We start from the raw sequence: 17,039 nt of genomic DNA, 5'->3' as shown, positions 1-17,039 counted from the left end.
GTAATCCTTTAGGGCGTAGCATCTTGATGCTACGCTTTTTTATTTTCAAGATGTATTGGATGACGATGTTACGATTAGCTGCGATTTCAGGTTTATGTGTGGGACTCATGACCGGCTGTGCTACCACCAGTAAATTGATGCCGTTTAAGGACAAAGCAGGCCAAACGCCAATGCAACAGGTGCTCCATGCGCAACCTGAAATTGCCAAAGATTATCAAAATACCTCGATAGAGCAGGTATTTAACCGTGCCGAGTCGCCGACTGTGTCACGTATTACCGTGATTCAAACCGGCTTGCTAGACGATTCAGTCCGTGCGATGCGTACCGAATATATGTTTAAGCGCCTCGACAATGCATGGCAATTGCAAAATAAACAACTAAGTTACCAGTGCGCACGCGCTAAATCACATCGTGGTTTTCAAACGGCAAAGTGTGATTAATTCTATTGCATGTGGGTCTAGATTCATCTGTGCCCGATGGATGGCGCTATACCCGCATGTATTTATTCGACCGATCACGCACTAAAATAAGTCCAATCTAAAGATATTAAGCCGCGTTAAATTTTTTTATACTATGTGTTCTCTTTAAAACCATATCTTTAATTAAACAATGAAAAATGTATTGATTCTCAGTGTGCTGGCAGCATCTGCTCTTATTAGCGCATGTTCAACAACAGAAACATCTAAAACAATTCAGAGCCCGCAGGTTACTGCTGCAACAGCTCAAGTACGATACGCAGGGGTAAAAACACCAGTTTCGATTGGTAAATTTGATAATCGCTCAAGCTACATGCGCGGGATTTTTTCAGACAACGTCGATCGTTTAGGCGGACAAGCCAAAACCATTTTGGAAACGCATTTGCAGCAATCGGGCTATTTCTCGGTTTTAAATCGCGATAATTTGTCTGAACTCAAACAAGAAGCAGGCTTTAGTAACGGCACACAAGCCATCAAGGGTGCGCGTTATGTGATTACTGGTGATGTCTCTGAATTTGGGCGCAAGGAAGTCGGCGATCAGCAGTTATTTGGTATTTTGGGCCGTGGTAAAGAGCAGATTGCCTATGCCAAAGTCAATTTAAATGTGGTGGATGTACGCACCTCTGAAGTAGTGCATTCGGTGCAAGGCGCTGGTGAATATGCGCTGAGTGCCCGTGAGGTGTTGGGCTTTGGCTCTACCGCTTCATATGACTCAACCTTAAATGGCAAGGTTCTGGATTTGGCTGTACGCGAAGCTGTTAATCATTTGGTGACCGATATCCAGTCGAATCGTTGGTCGATGCAGTAATAGCCGAGCCACCGCAAATGAAAAAACTAATTCTATTGAGCAGCTTAAGTGTGCTGTTTACAGGTTGTGTTTCTGCACCCAAATCGTTGTATAGCTGGGGAAGTTATCCTGAGCAGTCGTACCTGATGTACAGTGCGCCGCAAAAAGCCACGCCGGCCGCGCAAATTATCAAGCTTGAAGCCGATATTGAAAAAGCGAAGGGCAAAGGTCTGGCTGTTCCGCCAGGACTATATGCACATCTTGGGCTGATGTACCTCCAGCAAGGCAACAGCCAAAAAGCAGGCGAGTATTTTCAGCTTGAGAAGCAGGTGTATCCTGAATCGAGCATTTTGATGGATCGTCTTTCGAAAAAACTTACGGCAAGTACGGGTCAGGTACGCTCATGAAATCACTTTTAATGTTGTTTGGCCTTGCCGCAACCGCACTGATGACAGGGTGTGCCAGTTCGACTGCATTGCAAAAAGACACCACGGCCTATCAGCAGCATATGCCTAAATCCATTCTGGTTTTGCCACCGGTTAATGATTCACCCGATGTCAAAGCGACCTACAGCTATTGGTCGAGTGTAACCGTGCCGGTTGCAGAAGCGGGTTACTATGTATTCCCGCTGGCTGTTGTCGACAGCATGTTTAAAGAAAACGGAGTCACCAATGGCAGCGATGCACAATCGATTGCACCGCAGAAGTTGCAGGAGATTTTTGGGGCCGATGCCGGGTTGTATATCCGTGTGAAGGAATACGGATCGAGCTATCAGGTGTTACAGAGTGTGACCACAGTGGCCGCCGATGCCAAATTGATCGATCTGAAAACCGGAGATGTGCTCTGGAGTGGCAGCAAGCGAATTGCGCAGTCGAGCAATAACGGCAATGGCGGTTTGATTGGTGCTCTGGTCGGTGCATTGGTCGAACAGATTGCCAGTAGCTTAAATGACCGTGCTTACCCAATTGCCAGCGCAGTCAATTATCAAATGCTTACACCAACGCCTGCAAATCCGGGAATAGGGCTACTTTATGGCCCACGTTCACCGCAGTTTCAGCAGCAGGCGAGTGCGAAATAACCGCTTGTGGATTACCAAGTATGATTTCATTCAGATCGCAGCGGACCAATGTGCCGCATGCGATCTTTTTTGATCTAAACACGTTACACTAATCAAGTCTGTCAATCTGTTTGCTGGAGAATGCGGTTGCTAGAGCAAATACAAAAAGTAAGCAATGAACTGATTATCGGTTTAGTCGGGGCGGTGGGAAGTAGTCTGAACATCCTGACCACTACACTCACCGATCTGCTAGAAACCGAATTTGCTTACGACGTCGAGATTATTACGGTATCCAAAGATATTCTGGCGCAGCATGTCGACGAGCCAGCACATCCACTGAATGCATTTGAACGGATTTATCGTTATATGGATGTCGGCAATCAGCTACGCCATGACCACGATACCGACTTTTTGGCTCTTCAGATTGCACGTCTGATTGCCAAGCACCGTCAAGCATGGCAGGCACAACATCCAGATCAAGATGCAAGCCAGCGCCGTGTAGCCTATATCATCGATTCGTTAAAGCATGAAGCTGAAATTCAGGCGCTCAGACAAATTTATACCAATGGTTTTTTTCAGCTGTCGTTGTATGAATCAAAAACGGCGCGTCACAGTTCATTGATTCAACATTATGGCATTAGCCCGGAAAGTGCCCGCATCTTGATTGAGCGCGACGAAGGCGAAGCCAATGCTTATGGTCAGCACACCAGTGAAGCGTTTCACTTGGCCGATTATTTTTTAAAGCTCGATAAGTATAATCCTGAACAATCACGTCAACCTGAGCTGGAGCTACGGGCATCGTGTTTACGCTTTTTAAGAATTCTGTTTGCAGACCCGTACATCACGCCAACCTTTAACGAGTTTGCGACCTATATGTCGTTTACGGCCAGTGTACGTTCAGCCGATCTGTCGCGACAGGTTGGGGCAGTCATTGCGCGTAACAATACGATTTTGGCAGTGGGATCGAATGATGTACCGAAATTTCAAGGCGGTACATACTGGCCGTATCTAGATGATGACACCGGCGAGGTACGCGATCTCGAATCGGGCCGTGATTTTATGCGTGGTTTCGATGCCAATACCATTGAAAAAAATAAAATTATCGATGACCTGTTTCAGCAACTGGCTGAGGTGATTGATCAATCGGTAGAGCAAGAACGAACAGCGCCATTAAAACTTCAAATTCAGCAAATCTTAAAAGAAAGTAAAATCAAAAAAATTACCGAATATGGGCGGGTGGTCCATGCTGAAATGGATGCCTTGCTCAGCTGTAGTCGAAGCAACATTTCAACGCAAGGGGCGACATTGTTTGTGACGACTTTTCCGTGTCATAACTGTGCCAAACATATTATTTCTGCCGGTATTGAAAAGGTCGTTTTTGTTGAGCCATACCCTAAAAGTAAAGCCCTGATGATGCATGAAGACTCCATCATGCAAAAATGGGAGGGTCGAGAGGCGGCCGATCAGCCAAAGTTAATCTTTGAGCCATTTGTGGGCGTTGGTGCGCGTAGCTTTGTCAATCTGTTTTCGGTGTCGCTGGGGATTGGACGTAAACTCAAACGTAAATCCAAAGATGGGTATGTGTTGCAGTGGGATGGCAAAACGGCGCAGCCACGCTTGCCGATGTATGGTCAATCGTACCACGAGCTAGAACAGCAGATTGAGCAGTTGCTCAAAGACCAAAATTAAAACAAGGCCCAATGCAGGGCCTGTTACATCGGCCTAACGCCTTATCACGCATGATCCAGAATACGAATATCAACCTCGATCACGTGTGCTTTTACACGCGCTTGATAAGCTTGCATGTGTGCAGTCTGTAAATGTGCCTCTAAATGTGCAACGCTTTCCCAATGTTCAAGCATGACGATTGACTGTGCATCGTGACGTTGAAAACTGACCTCAGACGCATGATCAATCATTGGCTGGTAACCTTGGCAGCCATCTTCTGCAAGCACTTCAGTGCGAATACTGTGTAGAGCAGCCAGCACGGCTTCACGATGCTCGTCACCTGCGTGGGTTTTAATTTCGGCAATCACGGTAATCATGCATGCTGCTCCTGATCGTGCTGCTCAGATGATAGAGCAGTCGATGGAAATACGGTTTCAAGGTGTCGACGATACGCCGTTTTATAGGCCTCGACTTCTGGCTGCTTAATCACATCGTTGGCAATAAAGGTTGGTAGTGCCGTCATACCCAAAAACTGGTTGGCTTTATGAAAAGGGAGATACACACCATCGACCCCTACACCATGAAAGAACTGATCTGGATCTTCAAATGCATCAAGTGGGGCATTCCACGTTAAGGACAACATATACTGTTTGCCTTGAATCAGGCCACCTGATCCATAAGTTTTCGTACGATCTGAGCGGCTACGGCCATCGCTGGCATACAAACTGCCATGACCTGCGGTAAAGACATCATCGATATACTTTTTAACTGTCCACGGTGCACCCATCCACCAGCCAGGCATTTGATAAATCACCACATCCGCCCAGAGATATTTTTCAACCTCTGTATCTGCATTGTATTTACTGTCTGCACGCGTAACCTGTACCTGATGCTCCAGTTCATTCAATACGTCTGTGGCGAATTCGGTCAGGGTGTCATTCAGTTCACCTTTGGAATGTGCAAAGGTTTTTGCACCATTAATCAGTAAAATTTTGCTCATAGGATTGGATAGAAATTGTAAAAATTGAAGGCAGTATAAAGCGCATAATGTTGCTGAAAAATGCTGGAATGAGAAAAATATTATTGATTAAAAATCATGAAAATATCTATTTACACAGTCGAACTGAAATTTTTACACTTCAATTTCAATCGGATTAAAAGAACATTTAGCCTGTGATTGCGTGATTTCAGGCTTAAACAAATCAGCTGTTTTAAGTGGCCATAGCAGACCGTCAACAATTCTTGCATCGACGATTTAAGTCAAAAATGCTAAAATCATCACATTGAAATACAGATCAGGCATTATGCAAATCGTGCTTCAAAACGCACACGCAGCATAATGATCTTGGCTTTATTCTCACCTTGTATGCAGGGTGAATTTTATTGAGCAGTTCAGCTCGTGATTCATATCAATTTTTTAATACTTGGTGCTCGTCATCAGGGGCTTTATTTTTTCAAAAATACCGATGCTCGATAATGAGCATGTGAGATACGTTGAGCATCATGCAAAAGAAACACACTACTTCCCTAAATCGTGCAACGTTGATGTTTCCGCTGGCCTTGGTGCTGTTTGAGTTTGCGGTCTATATCGGCAACGATCTGATTCAGCCAGCGATGTTGGCCATTACGCAAGACTTTGGTGTCAGTGCCACATGGGCGCCGTCGTCGATGTCGTTTTATGTTCTTGGCGGTGCCTGCGTGGCTTGGCTGCTAGGGCCATTGTCGGATCGTTTGGGGCGTAAGCGTGTTTTGCTGGCTGGCGTCTTGTTCTTTGCAGTGTGTTGTTTGCTGATTTTACTCACACACAATATGGCCCAGTTTTTGGCGTTACGCTTTTTACAAGGCATTGGTTTAACTGTAATTTCTGCTGTGGGTTATGCGGCTGTTCAGGAAAATTTCGAAGAGCGGGATGCCATTAAGGTGATGGCACTGATGGCCAATATCTCGTTATTAGCACCATTGCTTGGCCCGGTACTGGGCGCTTTTTTAATTGATTATGTTTCTTGGCACTGGGGATTTGTGGCCATTGCTGCCTTAGCTTTTTTAAGCTGGTTTGGGCTGAAAGCCAAAATGCCGAGCCAGCAGCAAAGTGTAACGCGTCAGCCATTTATATATTTATTTGATGATTTTAAACGCATTTACAGCGATAGCACCTTTTTAGGCCTTACGCTGGCACTCCCACTGGTGGCGATGCCATTGATGCTCTGGATTGCGTTATCCCCGGTGATGCTAGTGGATGAGCTAAAACTGAGTAGTGTGCAGTATGGTTTGGCTCAGTTTCCGATTTTTCTGGGACTGATTGCGGGCAATATTGTTTTAATTAAAATCATCGACAGGTTGACTTTAGGTCGCACCATTTTAATCGGGCTGCCGATCATGCTATTGGGTACTTTGGTGCTTATGGTTGGAGCGATCTGGCAGCAATATCTCATACCATGTTTATTACTCGGAATGACTTTGATCAGTTTTGGTGAAGGTCTCAGCTTTTCGGTGATTTACCGTTTTGCATTGATGTCTTCACCTGTGGCCAAAGGCACAGTAGCCGCAGCGGTATCCATGTTATTGATGTTTAGTTTTTTCCTGATTATTGAACTGGTGCGCGCGCTTTATGTCGAGTTTCATATCATGGCATTTAGTTTATCTTCGGTGTTTTTAATTGCATTGTGGTTTGGCTTTCCGCGTAAGGTACTGCTGCAACAAATGCGTATCCGCAAAGCCAATGATCAATTCTAACTTAAGCTTTAACGAATCTCTTGCTGCAACAGTTGCGTACGTAAGTTGATCAGCTCAGGAAGGGTCTCCAAAATCAAACTGATCTGTTTGAGCACCAGCATCAGGTTATCGGCGCCTGAATTGCTTTGTGCCAAACGCTCAATTTCACGCAATTGTTGTTCGATTTGACCCTGAGGCAATGGCTGGTGCTGCTGTAAAACGGCATGCAGCATCTGCTGACATTTTTGCATGAGTGCCAAAATCTCTGGATCCTCCACCTTTTCCCGATGACTCCCCAAAGCTGAAATGTAGCTTAACTGACTGTGGCTATAAACCAAGTAGCGAAAAGCCGAATGAATTAATTCGGGGTTCGGGTGTGGTTCTGCACTAAGACTCGAAATCATGGTCGAGAGTTCAATTTGGCTGTTGTGTGCCAAGCGCCGAGCAATCCGGTACGCCATGCTATTATTGCGGCCCGTTTGATATTGCTCAATCACAGAAGAAAAATACGCCACACAGGCTTGGCTACTGTTACGAATATTGTTGGAAATATTGCGAAAATTCCAGTCAGGCCAGATAAAACTGACCGCAAACCAAGCCACGGCACAACCGAGTAAGGTATCGATCACACGCGGTAAAATAATCGCGTAGCCTGCACCTTTTAAATTAAAAATTAGCAACACCATAAGCGTGGCCATACTGGTGGCCAGCGCGTACTTTTTTTGTCTGAGATAAAAGAAAAACACCCCACAGATCACGGTGATCATGAGTTGCCCATCAACGCTGGGAACAAAATACAGGATGGGCAAACCAAATATAACGCCGAGCAGGGTGCCAAGCGTACGTAATCTTAAGCGACTTTTGGTCGCAAAATAAGTCACCTGACAGACAAACAGTCCGGTCAGTAAAATCCAGTAGCCATTTTGCGCAAAAGGCAGCAGCGAGATGAGCGAACCGGCAGCAAACACAAAGGCGATACGCGTGGCATGACGAAATAAGGCCGATTGAGGCGTCAGATGCTGACGAAACTTAAGCCATAAATCCCGTATGCCATGAATATCGTCATCCAGTAAGTTCAGGTTATCGATATGATGTTGCATCCGCTGTGGATAGGTAGCTTGAAGATCATCGAGGTTACTCAGTTGATCATCCAGATTATGTAAATTCTTTAAAATTAATTTGAGATTTTTCACCTCGATGTTGTGCGGGTTTTCGGCAATCCAGTCTTGCATCGACAGCTCTAGTTGCAGCAATGACTGTTTGATTTCCGGTCTAGGCTGATAGGGTTGGCGACTCAGAATGCATTGGCTTAATTGTTCGCAGGCCTGTGCTTGCAGGCGAATATTTTTTTGAATTCGAAAAATCAGATCACTGCGGCTAAAATTGCGCTGAATTTGCTCATAATGCAAATAGTTGGCGCTGACCTGTTCATGGATGTCTTGTGCGACAAAGTATAAATGTAACCATTGCATACTGTTTTTATTGACCCGCGATGCCTTTAAACGGCTGAGTAATGAACTTTTGGCACTGTTCAGACTTTGCACGGTTTTGCTGTTTTCGAGTGAAAGTTCAAACAGCAACTGCTCAACATTGTCGAGATTATCGGGATCAAATAAGCGTGACTTTAAGGTGAGTACTTGCGATAAATTTTGAAAAATCTGAGCCAGATTGTCTTGCACGGCAAGTGTAGGCTTGATCATAAAAAACAGCACAGAGGTCAGGCCGTACCAAAGCACACCATAAACAAAATACAGAGGTTGCTGATACCAGTGTGTGTATTCTCCTAATCCAAAAAGGGTATAAACAGACAGCAGCACAGTACCAAATGAAATGGTCGCATAACGTTGACCAAGTGAACCCAGTAAAATTAAAAAGCCACTCGATAACGACAGGTACACAATAAAAAAAGCGGGATAGGGCGCCAGTAACTCAAGTATGGTACTGACCACAAAAAATAGTACCGACACATACATTAAATTGCGTAAACGAATAGTCAAGCGGTCATCAAAATCGGTGAGGGCGGTTGCAATTGCACCCAGCGTCACTGGAATGATCAGTTCATGTAGACCTAAGCTTCGAAGCCCCAAGGTGGTCCCGAGCAAAACAATAAAAATCTGGACGCAATACACCAGCGTTGCATTAATTTGATAAGACGACAAAAATTCAAAGCGACTGCGCATAAATGTTATAGTTGTTAAGTTTTTTATGTTTGTAGATTGGGCTTTTTTACACAGGCTGTCAATCCGTTTACCGTATCATCGCTACTAGCACACTCATGTAAAAAAGGAGCCATTTGAAGGCTCCTCTTTCAAACTGCGAACAAGAATGCAGTCATTAACAGCGACTGAAAATCAGAAACTGAAATTAATAACCTACGGTAAAGCGTTCCTGAACATGGTTGCGCTGTTCAAGTTCATCGGCCAATGCAACGGCAAAGTCCTCGGTTGAAATTTTACTGACATCATCGGCAACCAGCAGTTCATCTTTACCCAAACGAAACTCGCCGGTACGTTTACCCGGGCCGAATTCGGCAGATGGCGAAATATAGGTCCAGTCCAGATCGTCAATCTGTTTTAATTTATCCAGAAAATGTCCTGCTGCCTCAGCTTCGGGACGATACGCCTCTGGGAATTCTTCTGTATCGATTAATCGAACATTCTGATGCGGAACATGTAAGCTACCTGCGCCGCCCACCACGATATAACGTTTCACTTTCGATTCGTAAATGGCTTTGAGCAATGCATTGGCATCGAGGCCATGAAAACGCACTGAACTGATCACTGCATCTTGGCCTTTCAACGCATCGACCAAAGCATCGTGATCATTTAAATCTAATGCAACCGCCATAACGCGTTCTGTTTCTGCAACTTTATGAATATCTCGAGCAATTGCCTTAACATAGTGACCGCGTGACACCAACTCTTCTAAAATTCGAGAACCCGCCATACCTGTTGCACCAATTAATGCAATTTTCATATTTTATTCCTCTGACGTTTATAAAATGCACAAAAATAAAAGTGACTGATTCAAAACTATGACAGTTCGTTTTGTAAATCGCGTTCAGTTTATGTCCGTCAGATGTAAATCAAGGTAGTGCTTTGATGACCAAATAGACGCTTGTGTAGCAGTTTTTTCACAGATATGCGGGAGTTTAATGAGCAATGTAAATGGTTTTTGCACTCCATCATGTGGATAACTTGATTGTTATCCACACGATCATAAGGAGGCGTTAGAGTTTTGGGTCGTCCAGATTGTCGTAAATCATTGTGGTTTTAGGCATTGGTTCCGGTTCGATATTTTCATGCAGCCATTCGCGCCAGATCGCCAAAAGAACTGCCAAAATGACCGGGCCAATAAAGAGGCCGACCAGTCCAAAGCTGGCAATTCCACCCAATACACCAAACATAATCAGCAAAAATGGAATTTGCGTCGCGCCAGAAATGACCAGTGGGCGAATTACATTGTCGGAGGTGCTGACAATACAAACTCCCCAGAGCATGACCCCAATCGCACCGACCATCTGACCTTGAGAAAATAGCCATAACGCCACCGCGCTATAAGCCAGCGGTGTACCAAATGGAATTAACGCCAGCAAGAAAGTGACTAGGGTCAGTACCATCGGGTTAGGGACGCCTGCGACAAAGTAGCTCAGCCCGGCCAGAATGGCTTGTGCCACAGCAGTCAAACCCACCCCATATACCACCGCACGTGTGGTTTCAGAAATTGTATCTAAATAATGATGAATTCGAGGGCCAATCACCATTTCGAGGGCTTTACTCACTTGCGATAAAATCGTTTGCCCATCACGGTAGAAGAAGTACAACGACAGCAAAGCAAAGCACAATTTGACCAGATTTTTACTGATTTCACTTAATACAAAGCGCCCATAACCCATATGGCTTTGTAGCCAAAGGGTCACGTTTTGGGTAATATTGCTCGGATTGGTGTTGATTTCATTGAGAATACGTACAATTTCCTTACCTACAATCGGTAGGTCACGGACAAAATTTGGTGCGTCCAGATGCCCAGAAAAAATTTGCTGCTGTAACTCAATAAACAGATTGCGCCCTTCATGCTGTAAAATAAACACCGCAAAGGTAAGCGGAACTCCAATCACTAAAATGATAATGCTGATCATGATGGTGGCGGTCAGATTCGGGCGGTGTTCACCAAAAAAACGCTGAATCCGCTTGTATAGCGGCCACGTCATATACGCAATAATCGCTGCCCATACCACAGGAACAATAAAATACTTCAGAATGTGAAAACCCAAAAGCAGCAGGATAATCAACAAACCGAATAATAAAGCACGTTGCAGGGTTGGCGCGTATTGTTGCACAGAACTCTCTAAATCATGATGGGCGAGGCCAAATCATATTAACTGAAAATAATTGACTGGCAAATAAACAGTTGGTTTTATTACGTAGCCAAAAATAACGCTGCTTTTATCTGTTAAGAATATTGTTTTTAGAACCATTTGCTCTTATCTTCAATCAGTGCATCTAGAAGCGGTTGCCACTGTTTTTGCAACTCAATAAAATTCTTCTGAGTTTTATCAAAAATACTTAGACCCTGCATGGCGAGCTGGCCGTAGGCACTGCGTTCATTGATCGATGCAATCGGCGCTTGCTCAATCTTGTCAAAAAACTGTTGAATATCTTTACTGCTTGAGCTGTTGGCTTTCATGCGATTGGCCAGCAATAAAATTTCGACCTTGCCCTTACGAATCCGCTTGATATCGTGGATATCTTTTAAAAAGCGCTTGGTGCTATCAATATCAAAAAAAGAGGGTTGTAGCGGAGTGACGATGGCATGTGATTCACTGATCAGATGCTGTGCCTGATCATCTGAAAGCGCGCCCGGTGCATCAATAATTAAATACTCGATTCCTTTGGGCACTTCACCAATCGATTTTTCATGACGCCAGTCCAGACTTTGAATGCCTGCAACATGACTTGGCCGTTGTTTTAACCATTGCCGTGCCGATTTCTGATTGTCGGCATCGGCCAGTGCAACGCGATAACCTTTTTGTGCCAGTGCAGAGGCAAGTGTGATTGCTGTTATGGTTTTGCCACAGCCGCCTTTTTGATTTGCTATAAGTATCGTTTTCATGCCAGATATAAATGCTTAAATTTCTGATTTAGATTAGCATCTTTTTTCGGGAATATGCGCAGACATGACAAAAGTGTTGCGCTTATTTAAAGTGTGGCTCACATTTCAAAACAGGAATTCTTATGTCCATCTGGATGGCAATGCTGATCGGGGTGTGTATCGGGGTGGTAGTGACCACCTTGATTCTTTCAAACAGTCGTAACGGACGGATTAAAGCCGAGTACGAGCAGTATATTGCCGAGCTTGAACTTGAGCATCAGCAAGCGCTGATTGCAGCACAAAAGCGCAGTGTGAATACCAGCCGAGCGGTCCTGAAAGGCAAAATGGCCGAGCAGTTTGCGCCGATTTTGCCAGAATTCCGTTATTTACCGAGCGATGCGAAATTTATTGGCGATCCTGTCGATTATCTTATTTTTGATGGCTATACCGATTTTAGAGATGGCGAAGGACATGCCGATGATATCGAGGTGATTTTAGTCGATATCAAAAGCGGAGGCGCACGCCTGACCAAAGGACAGCAGGCGATTGCAGAAGCGATTCGTCAAGGACGGGTGCGTTTTGAAACGATACGGATTGATTTTGATGAGGTTTAAATACGACTACGTATTTTACATAGACGGTTACTAAATGATGCTAATTTTTTCATGGGTTTGAGCATAGTATAATCAATATATCCACATGATTTCATTGCATTCCCGTCGAGGTTCTCTATGCGCAAACGCTTACTGATCAGCTTGTGTGCTGCGTTGTGGCTTGGGCAGGCCAGCGCATCAAATTCTATCGAATACAATATTGCCCGTGGCCTTCAGCCCGAAGCAAAAGGACAGGCCATTTCTGTACTAAAACCGTTTTACGGTGATTTTCGGATTTTAGGTTCAAAGCAGTATTTTCATGATGAACAGGCCAAGTTTTCACCCATAGACTATGCTGTGAGCTGGGGCTTGTTTGCACATCCGAATATTGCATCGCAAATCAAGATCAATCAGTATGACCGCTATTTAAACTGGAGTATGCGCACCGTACCCGTGCCGCCCGAGCAGGCCTTAAAAATGGTGTCGAACATGCACATCATTCCTGCCAATCCAACAATTGCCAAACAAATTACGCAGGTTAAACGAGGTGATTTAGTTCGACTCAAAGGCGACTTGGTTGAGGTAAAAGACAACAATCTGGTCTGGACATCATCGTTAGCGCCAGGCGGGGTGGGTGATGGTGCCTGTGAAGTCTTTCGCGTGAGTTCAATCCAATGGATCGAACGTCAAAATATTTAGCTTGAGATTAAAGCATTTAAATTGAACATATCGAGATACTTTATTCTGATAAAAAAACGGCCTATAAGGCCGTTTTTTTAAGGATTAAGATTTTGTTTTGAGCATCTCTTTCCAGTGTCGAAGTTGCTCTTGTGCCTGCAAATAATGCCCTAAACCTTGGGTCATGGGGGCGCTATGGGCGGTACTGCTGGCAGCGGAGGTCTCGGCAGTACTATAGGCTTTGGCTTGAATATCCCAATACTGGTAAAACAGTCCCTGAATATAGCGGCCTTGTTCGGTCTTTAAATCCAGTGCTTTGAGCATTTGCAGCGCAGAATTTACGGTATCGGCTTTTCGGTTGCGTTCAAACTCAGGCGTTAAATCTCCGCTTTTTTGCAACTTGATCAGCTCTGCTTCCATGTCGCTGTTCATTGCATTAAAGCGTTGTTCAAAATCATCTAGCGCGGCAATATCCTGCGCATCTTGCGGGGTATTGTCAAAGCTTTTAGGTGGTGGTGTTTGAAGCTGCTTCATCACATCCTGCTGCTGTGCGCTGGCTGCGGGTTTCTCGGTGCTGTCGGGCGTTTTATTGCAGGCAGTGAGTAATAGCGAGCCACTTGCGGCAACAATCAGTGCATACACATACGTACGGGTTTTCATTTTCATCACCACTTTTTTAAATTTTTTTAAAGTCATAAACATAGGTTACATAAGGAAAGGTAATTTGGTCGGAAGGTCGTTTTCCTGTGAAGCTAAATATCACGGCTTCAAATTCAGCTTTCAACGCCAGTTGCTCAGCCTCGGGCATGGCCGCAATAAAACTGGTTGAGAGTAAGCGCTGGCTCACCACCTGCTCGACGCTTCCACAGTGCGAATGTGGAAACACATGTGCGCGTTCAAGCTGAAATAATTGCTGATACTCAAATACTTTTTTCCATTCGCCACTGTGATAGCGCGGTGTATCGCCTTCTAAGGGTGCCAGAATATCTGCAATGGCTTTTACCCAAGGCACATGCTCATCGCGCTGATTCCATATCAAGCCCAAATGTCCTTCAGGACGAAGCAGCTGATGCATTTCATTGAGGCTTTCGATATTGGCAAACCAATGAAAAGATTGTGCGCACACAATCGCATCAATACTTTCAGATGCAAGTGGAATGGCTGTGCTGTGTGCCTGAATCGCGATAACATCAGGATGTGCAGCCTGAAGCTGTTGTAACATCTCGCGTATTGGCTCTACAGCATAAATTGCTGAGGTGACTTGTTTGAGGTAGGGAAGAAATTTTCCTGTACCCGCACCCAAATCAATCACACTGGACTGCGCATCAAGCGCCAAGTCTTGCTTGAGCCAGTTCACCACTGCTTCTGGATAGTTCGGGCGCGCATGCTGATACAGTTGTGCAGCGTGACTGAATCCTTGTTGTGCCGTCTGGTGAATCTGATTCATGGTGGCGTACTCGTACGAAGTGAGAGGGCTAACTGCCTTCATTCATTATAGAAAGATCTGCTGAAGTGGTGATTGAAATAGCATTTTTAATACAATTTAATCCGTTCTGAACCGGTTTTCGTTTTAGCATGGCTCTGTGGTATCCATAAACATAAAGCGTGACATGATCCTGATGGATCGAACACCTTGAACCTAATGAGTAGAACATGACCCAGAATATTCCTTTGATTCAGCTGCACGACGGCAATGCCTTGCCCGTACTCGGATTTGGTACCTATACCCTAAAGGGGAGCGCAGGCGTCGATACCATGCTGCACGCCTTGACGCACGGTTATCGTTTTCTAGATTCGGCATTTAACTATGAAAATGAGGGCGCTGTAGGTCAAGCCCTACGGCAGTCGGGTCTGCCACGTCATGAGGTGCAAATCAGCTCTAAACTACCAGGGCGTCATCATGCTTATCCTAAAGCATTAGAAACTATTCAGGAGTCATTGTATCGCATGCAACTGGATTATCTGGATCTGTATATGATTCATTGGCCTAATCCAGCGCAGGGTTTATATATCGAAGCATGGCAAGCCCTGATTGAGGCGCAGCAACGCGGATATGTGCGCTCGATCGGCGTGAGTAATTTTCTTCCCAAGCATCTGGAAATTTTGCGTCGAGAAACCGGTGTGGTGCCAGTGATTAATCAGGTCGAGATGCATCCTTATTTTAATCAGGCCGAACAGCGTGCCTACGATCAGTCGCACAATATTGTGACCATGGCGTGGAGTCCGCTCGGACGAGCAAATACAATTCTTGAGCATGTCCAATTAAAGCAGATTGCACAGCAGCTCAATCGCTCAGTGGTACAGGTGGTGTTGCGCTGGCATCTTCAACACGGCGTGATTCCGATTCCTAAAGCCACGAGTGATACAAACCAGTGTGCCAATTTAGCCATTTTTGATTTTGAATTAAGTTCCGAACAGATGCAGCAAATTGATGCCTTGACCCGTGCAGATGGTCGATTACGCGACCAAGACCCGGCGAGTTATGAAGAATTTTAATGGGTTGTATCTCCCGCTTCATTTCTGAAATGGCAACGTAACAGGGTAGGCTCAGAGCAGATGGCTTGCCAAGAAATCTGCATTGTGTCATCTTTTGCCCTGTTTTATCTGGCATGCCCTTATAAAATAAGCAATTCACGCTGTAGTGCAGTGGCTTGCCTTAACGCAAAAATGAACATTGGTCATAATTTTCGGTGTATCCATGGACAAACAAATAATTTTTGAAGATGAACATATCCGTGTCATTTTTCTCAAAGGAACCTCAAGTGAACTGGTCATCTCTTTTGGTGATCTGATTACACGGGCCAAAGGTTTGTCAATTAATGCCGAAAAATCCTTAGTCAAATACGACTATAACGTGCTCGGTATCATGCCGAAAGTGAAATCATGGTTTCCCGAAGCATCGATGCAACAGATGATGGAGCAGGTCAATCCGATTTTAGATACCTTTGAAACGGTGGTCGGATATGGCGGTTCAATGGGGGGATATGCGGCCATCAAGTTCTCTGCTTTACTGCGGATGCAGCGCGTAATTGCCTTCGTGCCACAGTATTCGATCGATCCACAAGTGGTCGAAGACCGCCGATATGCCGAATTTTTTGATGTTAATGTGCATCGCGATATGGAAATTCGTCACGAAGATGTCCGCAGCGATGCCGAATATATCGTGGTGTACGATCCCTACTATCGTGAAGACCGTGAACATTACCTCAAAATCAAGCAGGTGGTACCGCAGCTTTTGACACTGCATTTGCCATTTACCGGGCATGAAGCTTTATCTGTGCTGGCCAGTTCGAGCTTGCTCAACGATTTTATTCGCCATCCGCTCGATCAGCGTTATTTTTATCAGCAGATGCGTAGCGTTAAGAAAAACAGTAAATTTTACTACCGTACCGTCATCCATAACCTGATGTCGCGGCACAGCGCGGCACTGGGCCGGATTTTACGCAGTAATGATTTGCATCTGGACGATCAATATCTCGATGCGAATTTGAAGCAACTGATCACGCGAGTTATGCTCAACCGTCGTCAGGTGACCGAGCAAGATTTACAAAAGCTCGGTATCAAAGTGAACTTGTCGCAGGCCACCAGCAACCAGTTACAAGATCATTTTGGCAATCTGGTGGTGTTTAATCTGATTAGCCACAAGATTGAGTGTTATCCTGAAGAAGCAGTAACTCGTAATAATAAATACTTGATTGCGGTCGAAGCCAAAATGAGCGGCTTGCTCAAAATAGAAATTAATGGCGAGCATTATCTGGTGGTCATGAATGATCGGCGGGTGACCAAATTATTTAAAGAGCATGAAACGCTCACTCCAGATATGAATCCGATTGTGATTAAAAAATATCCTGATTATTATGTGCTTAGTTATAAAAACTTAAACTTAAGCAGCGATGAGCATGGACTATGTCATTTTGCTGAAGGCTCAGTGGGTGAGCTAGAGAAATTCAGTGCCGTGCAGTAAGTGCATACTATAT

Annotated in this window: 18 protein-coding genes; 10 read left to right on the top strand and 8 right to left on the bottom strand. The window is 44.8% G+C overall.

The genetic code is table 11. From position 1 onward, the window contains the following. Nucleotides 1-65 precede the first annotated feature (65 nt). The 5 genes from Aso01_RS03025 to Aso01_RS03005 all read left to right on the top strand — a co-directional run bounded on the left by Aso01_RS03025 (nucleotide 66) and on the right by Aso01_RS03005 (nucleotide 4,009). Nucleotides 66-440, top strand: a complete 375-nt coding sequence (locus tag Aso01_RS03025; protein ID WP_004934352.1) for a hypothetical protein — start codon at nucleotides 66-68, stop codon at nucleotides 438-440. A 169-nt stretch (nucleotides 441-609) separates the two neighbouring features. After that, nucleotides 610-1,284, top strand: coding sequence for a CsgG/HfaB family protein (locus Aso01_RS03020; RefSeq protein WP_004934354.1), 675 nt, complete (start codon nucleotides 610-612; stop codon nucleotides 1,282-1,284). A 17-nt stretch (nucleotides 1,285-1,301) separates the two neighbouring features. Next, nucleotides 1,302-1,670: a DUF4810 domain-containing protein gene (locus Aso01_RS03015; RefSeq protein WP_004934356.1), complete on the top strand. Its 369-nt coding sequence runs from the start codon at nucleotides 1,302-1,304 to the stop codon at nucleotides 1,668-1,670. After that, nucleotides 1,667-2,341 carry a DUF799 domain-containing protein gene (locus Aso01_RS03010; protein ID WP_004934360.1) on the top strand — a complete coding sequence of 225 codons (675 nt, stop codon included), beginning with the start codon at nucleotides 1,667-1,669 and terminating at the stop codon, nucleotides 2,339-2,341. The genes Aso01_RS03015 and Aso01_RS03010 overlap by 4 nt, the downstream gene beginning before the upstream one ends. Nucleotides 2,342-2,461: 120 nt before the next feature. After that, nucleotides 2,462-4,009, top strand: coding sequence for an anti-phage dCTP deaminase (locus tag Aso01_RS03005; protein ID WP_004934361.1), 1,548 nt, complete (start codon nucleotides 2,462-2,464; stop codon nucleotides 4,007-4,009). Between the two features lie 44 nt (nucleotides 4,010-4,053). Here Aso01_RS03005 and Aso01_RS03000 read toward each other — a convergent pair whose 3' ends face one another. Beyond that, nucleotides 4,054-4,365, bottom strand: a complete 312-nt coding sequence (locus Aso01_RS03000) for a putative quinol monooxygenase (protein ID WP_004934363.1) — start codon at nucleotides 4,363-4,365, stop codon at nucleotides 4,054-4,056. Beyond that, nucleotides 4,362-4,988, bottom strand: coding sequence for an NAD(P)H-dependent oxidoreductase (locus Aso01_RS02995; RefSeq protein WP_004934366.1), 627 nt, complete (start codon nucleotides 4,986-4,988; stop codon nucleotides 4,362-4,364). Before Aso01_RS02995 ends, Aso01_RS03000 begins: the two co-directional genes overlap by 4 nt. A gap of 503 nt (nucleotides 4,989-5,491) precedes the next feature. On the opposite strand from Aso01_RS02995, the gene craA reads away from it, so the two are divergent. After that, nucleotides 5,492-6,721, top strand: a complete 1,230-nt coding sequence (gene craA, locus Aso01_RS02990) for a chloramphenicol efflux MFS transporter CraA (RefSeq protein WP_004934367.1) — start codon at nucleotides 5,492-5,494, stop codon at nucleotides 6,719-6,721. An 8-nt stretch (nucleotides 6,722-6,729) separates the two neighbouring features. On the opposite strand, the gene yccS is transcribed toward craA, so the two are convergent. The 4 genes from yccS to Aso01_RS02970 form a co-directional block, all read right to left on the bottom strand. After that, on the bottom strand, nucleotides 6,730-8,880 hold the full coding sequence (yccS, locus tag Aso01_RS02985; protein WP_004934369.1) for a YccS family putative transporter: 2,151 nt from the start codon (nucleotides 8,878-8,880) through the stop codon (nucleotides 6,730-6,732). Between the two features lie 184 nt (nucleotides 8,881-9,064). Next, complete coding sequence (locus tag Aso01_RS02980; protein ID WP_004934372.1) at nucleotides 9,065-9,676, bottom strand: NAD(P)-dependent oxidoreductase; 612 nt, start codon at nucleotides 9,674-9,676, stop codon at nucleotides 9,065-9,067. Between the two features lie 253 nt (nucleotides 9,677-9,929). Beyond that, entirely contained in the window at nucleotides 9,930-11,039 is a 1,110-nt protein-coding gene (locus tag Aso01_RS02975) for an AI-2E family transporter (RefSeq protein ID WP_004934373.1), read from the bottom strand. Nucleotides 11,040-11,167: 128 nt separating this feature from the next. Continuing rightward, complete coding sequence (locus Aso01_RS02970; protein WP_004934375.1) at nucleotides 11,168-11,812, bottom strand: AAA family ATPase; 645 nt, start codon at nucleotides 11,810-11,812, stop codon at nucleotides 11,168-11,170. 122 nt (nucleotides 11,813-11,934) lie between these two features. Between Aso01_RS02970 and Aso01_RS02965 the strand changes: the two genes are divergently transcribed. Further along, nucleotides 11,935-12,405: a Holliday junction resolvase-like protein gene (locus Aso01_RS02965; protein WP_004934378.1), complete on the top strand. Its 471-nt coding sequence runs from the start codon at nucleotides 11,935-11,937 to the stop codon at nucleotides 12,403-12,405. A gap of 117 nt (nucleotides 12,406-12,522) precedes the next feature. Next, a complete protein-coding gene (locus Aso01_RS02960; protein WP_004934380.1) occupies nucleotides 12,523-13,083 on the top strand; it encodes a hypothetical protein in 561 nt (186 codons plus the stop codon). Nucleotides 13,084-13,167: 84 nt separating this feature from the next. On the opposite strand, the gene Aso01_RS02955 is transcribed toward Aso01_RS02960, so the two are convergent. Then, nucleotides 13,168-13,722, bottom strand: a complete 555-nt coding sequence (locus Aso01_RS02955) for a hypothetical protein (RefSeq protein WP_228127966.1) — start codon at nucleotides 13,720-13,722, stop codon at nucleotides 13,168-13,170. 16 nt (nucleotides 13,723-13,738) lie between these two features. Beyond that, nucleotides 13,739-14,509 carry a class I SAM-dependent methyltransferase gene (locus Aso01_RS02950; RefSeq protein ID WP_004934386.1) on the bottom strand — a complete coding sequence of 257 codons (771 nt, stop codon included), beginning with the start codon at nucleotides 14,507-14,509 and terminating at the stop codon, nucleotides 13,739-13,741. A 206-nt stretch (nucleotides 14,510-14,715) separates the two neighbouring features. Between Aso01_RS02950 and Aso01_RS02945 the strand changes: the two genes are divergently transcribed. Continuing rightward, nucleotides 14,716-15,558 (top strand): aldo/keto reductase, encoded by an 843-nt coding sequence (locus Aso01_RS02945; protein WP_004934388.1) that lies wholly within the window; start codon nucleotides 14,716-14,718, stop codon nucleotides 15,556-15,558. A 202-nt stretch (nucleotides 15,559-15,760) separates the two neighbouring features. After that, nucleotides 15,761-17,026: a hypothetical protein gene (locus Aso01_RS02940; RefSeq protein WP_004934392.1), complete on the top strand. Its 1,266-nt coding sequence runs from the start codon at nucleotides 15,761-15,763 to the stop codon at nucleotides 17,024-17,026. Nucleotides 17,027-17,039: the final 13 nt, after the last annotated feature.

Origin of the sequence: Acinetobacter soli (assembly GCF_000760595.1) — a bacterium.
GTDB classification, from domain to species: Bacteria; Pseudomonadota; Gammaproteobacteria; order Pseudomonadales; family Moraxellaceae; genus Acinetobacter; species Acinetobacter soli.
This window is presented reverse-complemented; position numbering and strand designations above follow the sequence as displayed.

Bases quoted from the DNA above. Each gene is read 5' to 3' on its own strand.
- Aso01_RS03025 (WP_004934352.1), top strand. From the start codon at position 66: ATGTTACGATTAGCTGCGATTTCAGGTTTATGTGTGGGACTCATGACC.
- Aso01_RS03020 (WP_004934354.1), top strand. From the start codon at position 610: ATGAAAAATGTATTGATTCTCAGTGTGCTGGCAGCATCTGCTCTTATT.
- Aso01_RS03015 (WP_004934356.1), top strand. From the start codon at position 1,302: ATGAAAAAACTAATTCTATTGAGCAGCTTAAGTGTGCTGTTTACAGGT.
- Aso01_RS03010 (WP_004934360.1), top strand. From the start codon at position 1,667: ATGAAATCACTTTTAATGTTGTTTGGCCTTGCCGCAACCGCACTGATG.
- Aso01_RS03005 (WP_004934361.1), top strand. From the start codon at position 2,462: ATGCGGTTGCTAGAGCAAATACAAAAAGTAAGCAATGAACTGATTATC.
- Aso01_RS03000 (WP_004934363.1), bottom strand. From the start codon at position 4,365: ATGATTACCGTGATTGCCGAAATTAAAACCCACGCAGGTGACGAGCAT.
- Aso01_RS02995 (WP_004934366.1), bottom strand. From the start codon at position 4,988: ATGAGCAAAATTTTACTGATTAATGGTGCAAAAACCTTTGCACATTCC.
- craA (WP_004934367.1), top strand. From the start codon at position 5,492: ATGCAAAAGAAACACACTACTTCCCTAAATCGTGCAACGTTGATGTTT.
- yccS (WP_004934369.1), bottom strand. From the start codon at position 8,880: ATGCGCAGTCGCTTTGAATTTTTGTCGTCTTATCAAATTAATGCAACG.
- Aso01_RS02980 (WP_004934372.1), bottom strand. From the start codon at position 9,676: ATGAAAATTGCATTAATTGGTGCAACAGGTATGGCGGGTTCTCGAATT.
- Aso01_RS02970 (WP_004934375.1), bottom strand. From the start codon at position 11,812: ATGAAAACGATACTTATAGCAAATCAAAAAGGCGGCTGTGGCAAAACC.
- Aso01_RS02965 (WP_004934378.1), top strand. From the start codon at position 11,935: ATGTCCATCTGGATGGCAATGCTGATCGGGGTGTGTATCGGGGTGGTA.
- Aso01_RS02960 (WP_004934380.1), top strand. From the start codon at position 12,523: ATGCGCAAACGCTTACTGATCAGCTTGTGTGCTGCGTTGTGGCTTGGG.
- Aso01_RS02955 (WP_228127966.1), bottom strand. From the start codon at position 13,722: ATGAAAACCCGTACGTATGTGTATGCACTGATTGTTGCCGCAAGTGGC.
- Aso01_RS02950 (WP_004934386.1), bottom strand. From the start codon at position 14,509: ATGAATCAGATTCACCAGACGGCACAACAAGGATTCAGTCACGCTGCA.
- Aso01_RS02945 (WP_004934388.1), top strand. From the start codon at position 14,716: ATGACCCAGAATATTCCTTTGATTCAGCTGCACGACGGCAATGCCTTG.
- Aso01_RS02940 (WP_004934392.1), top strand. From the start codon at position 15,761: ATGGACAAACAAATAATTTTTGAAGATGAACATATCCGTGTCATTTTT.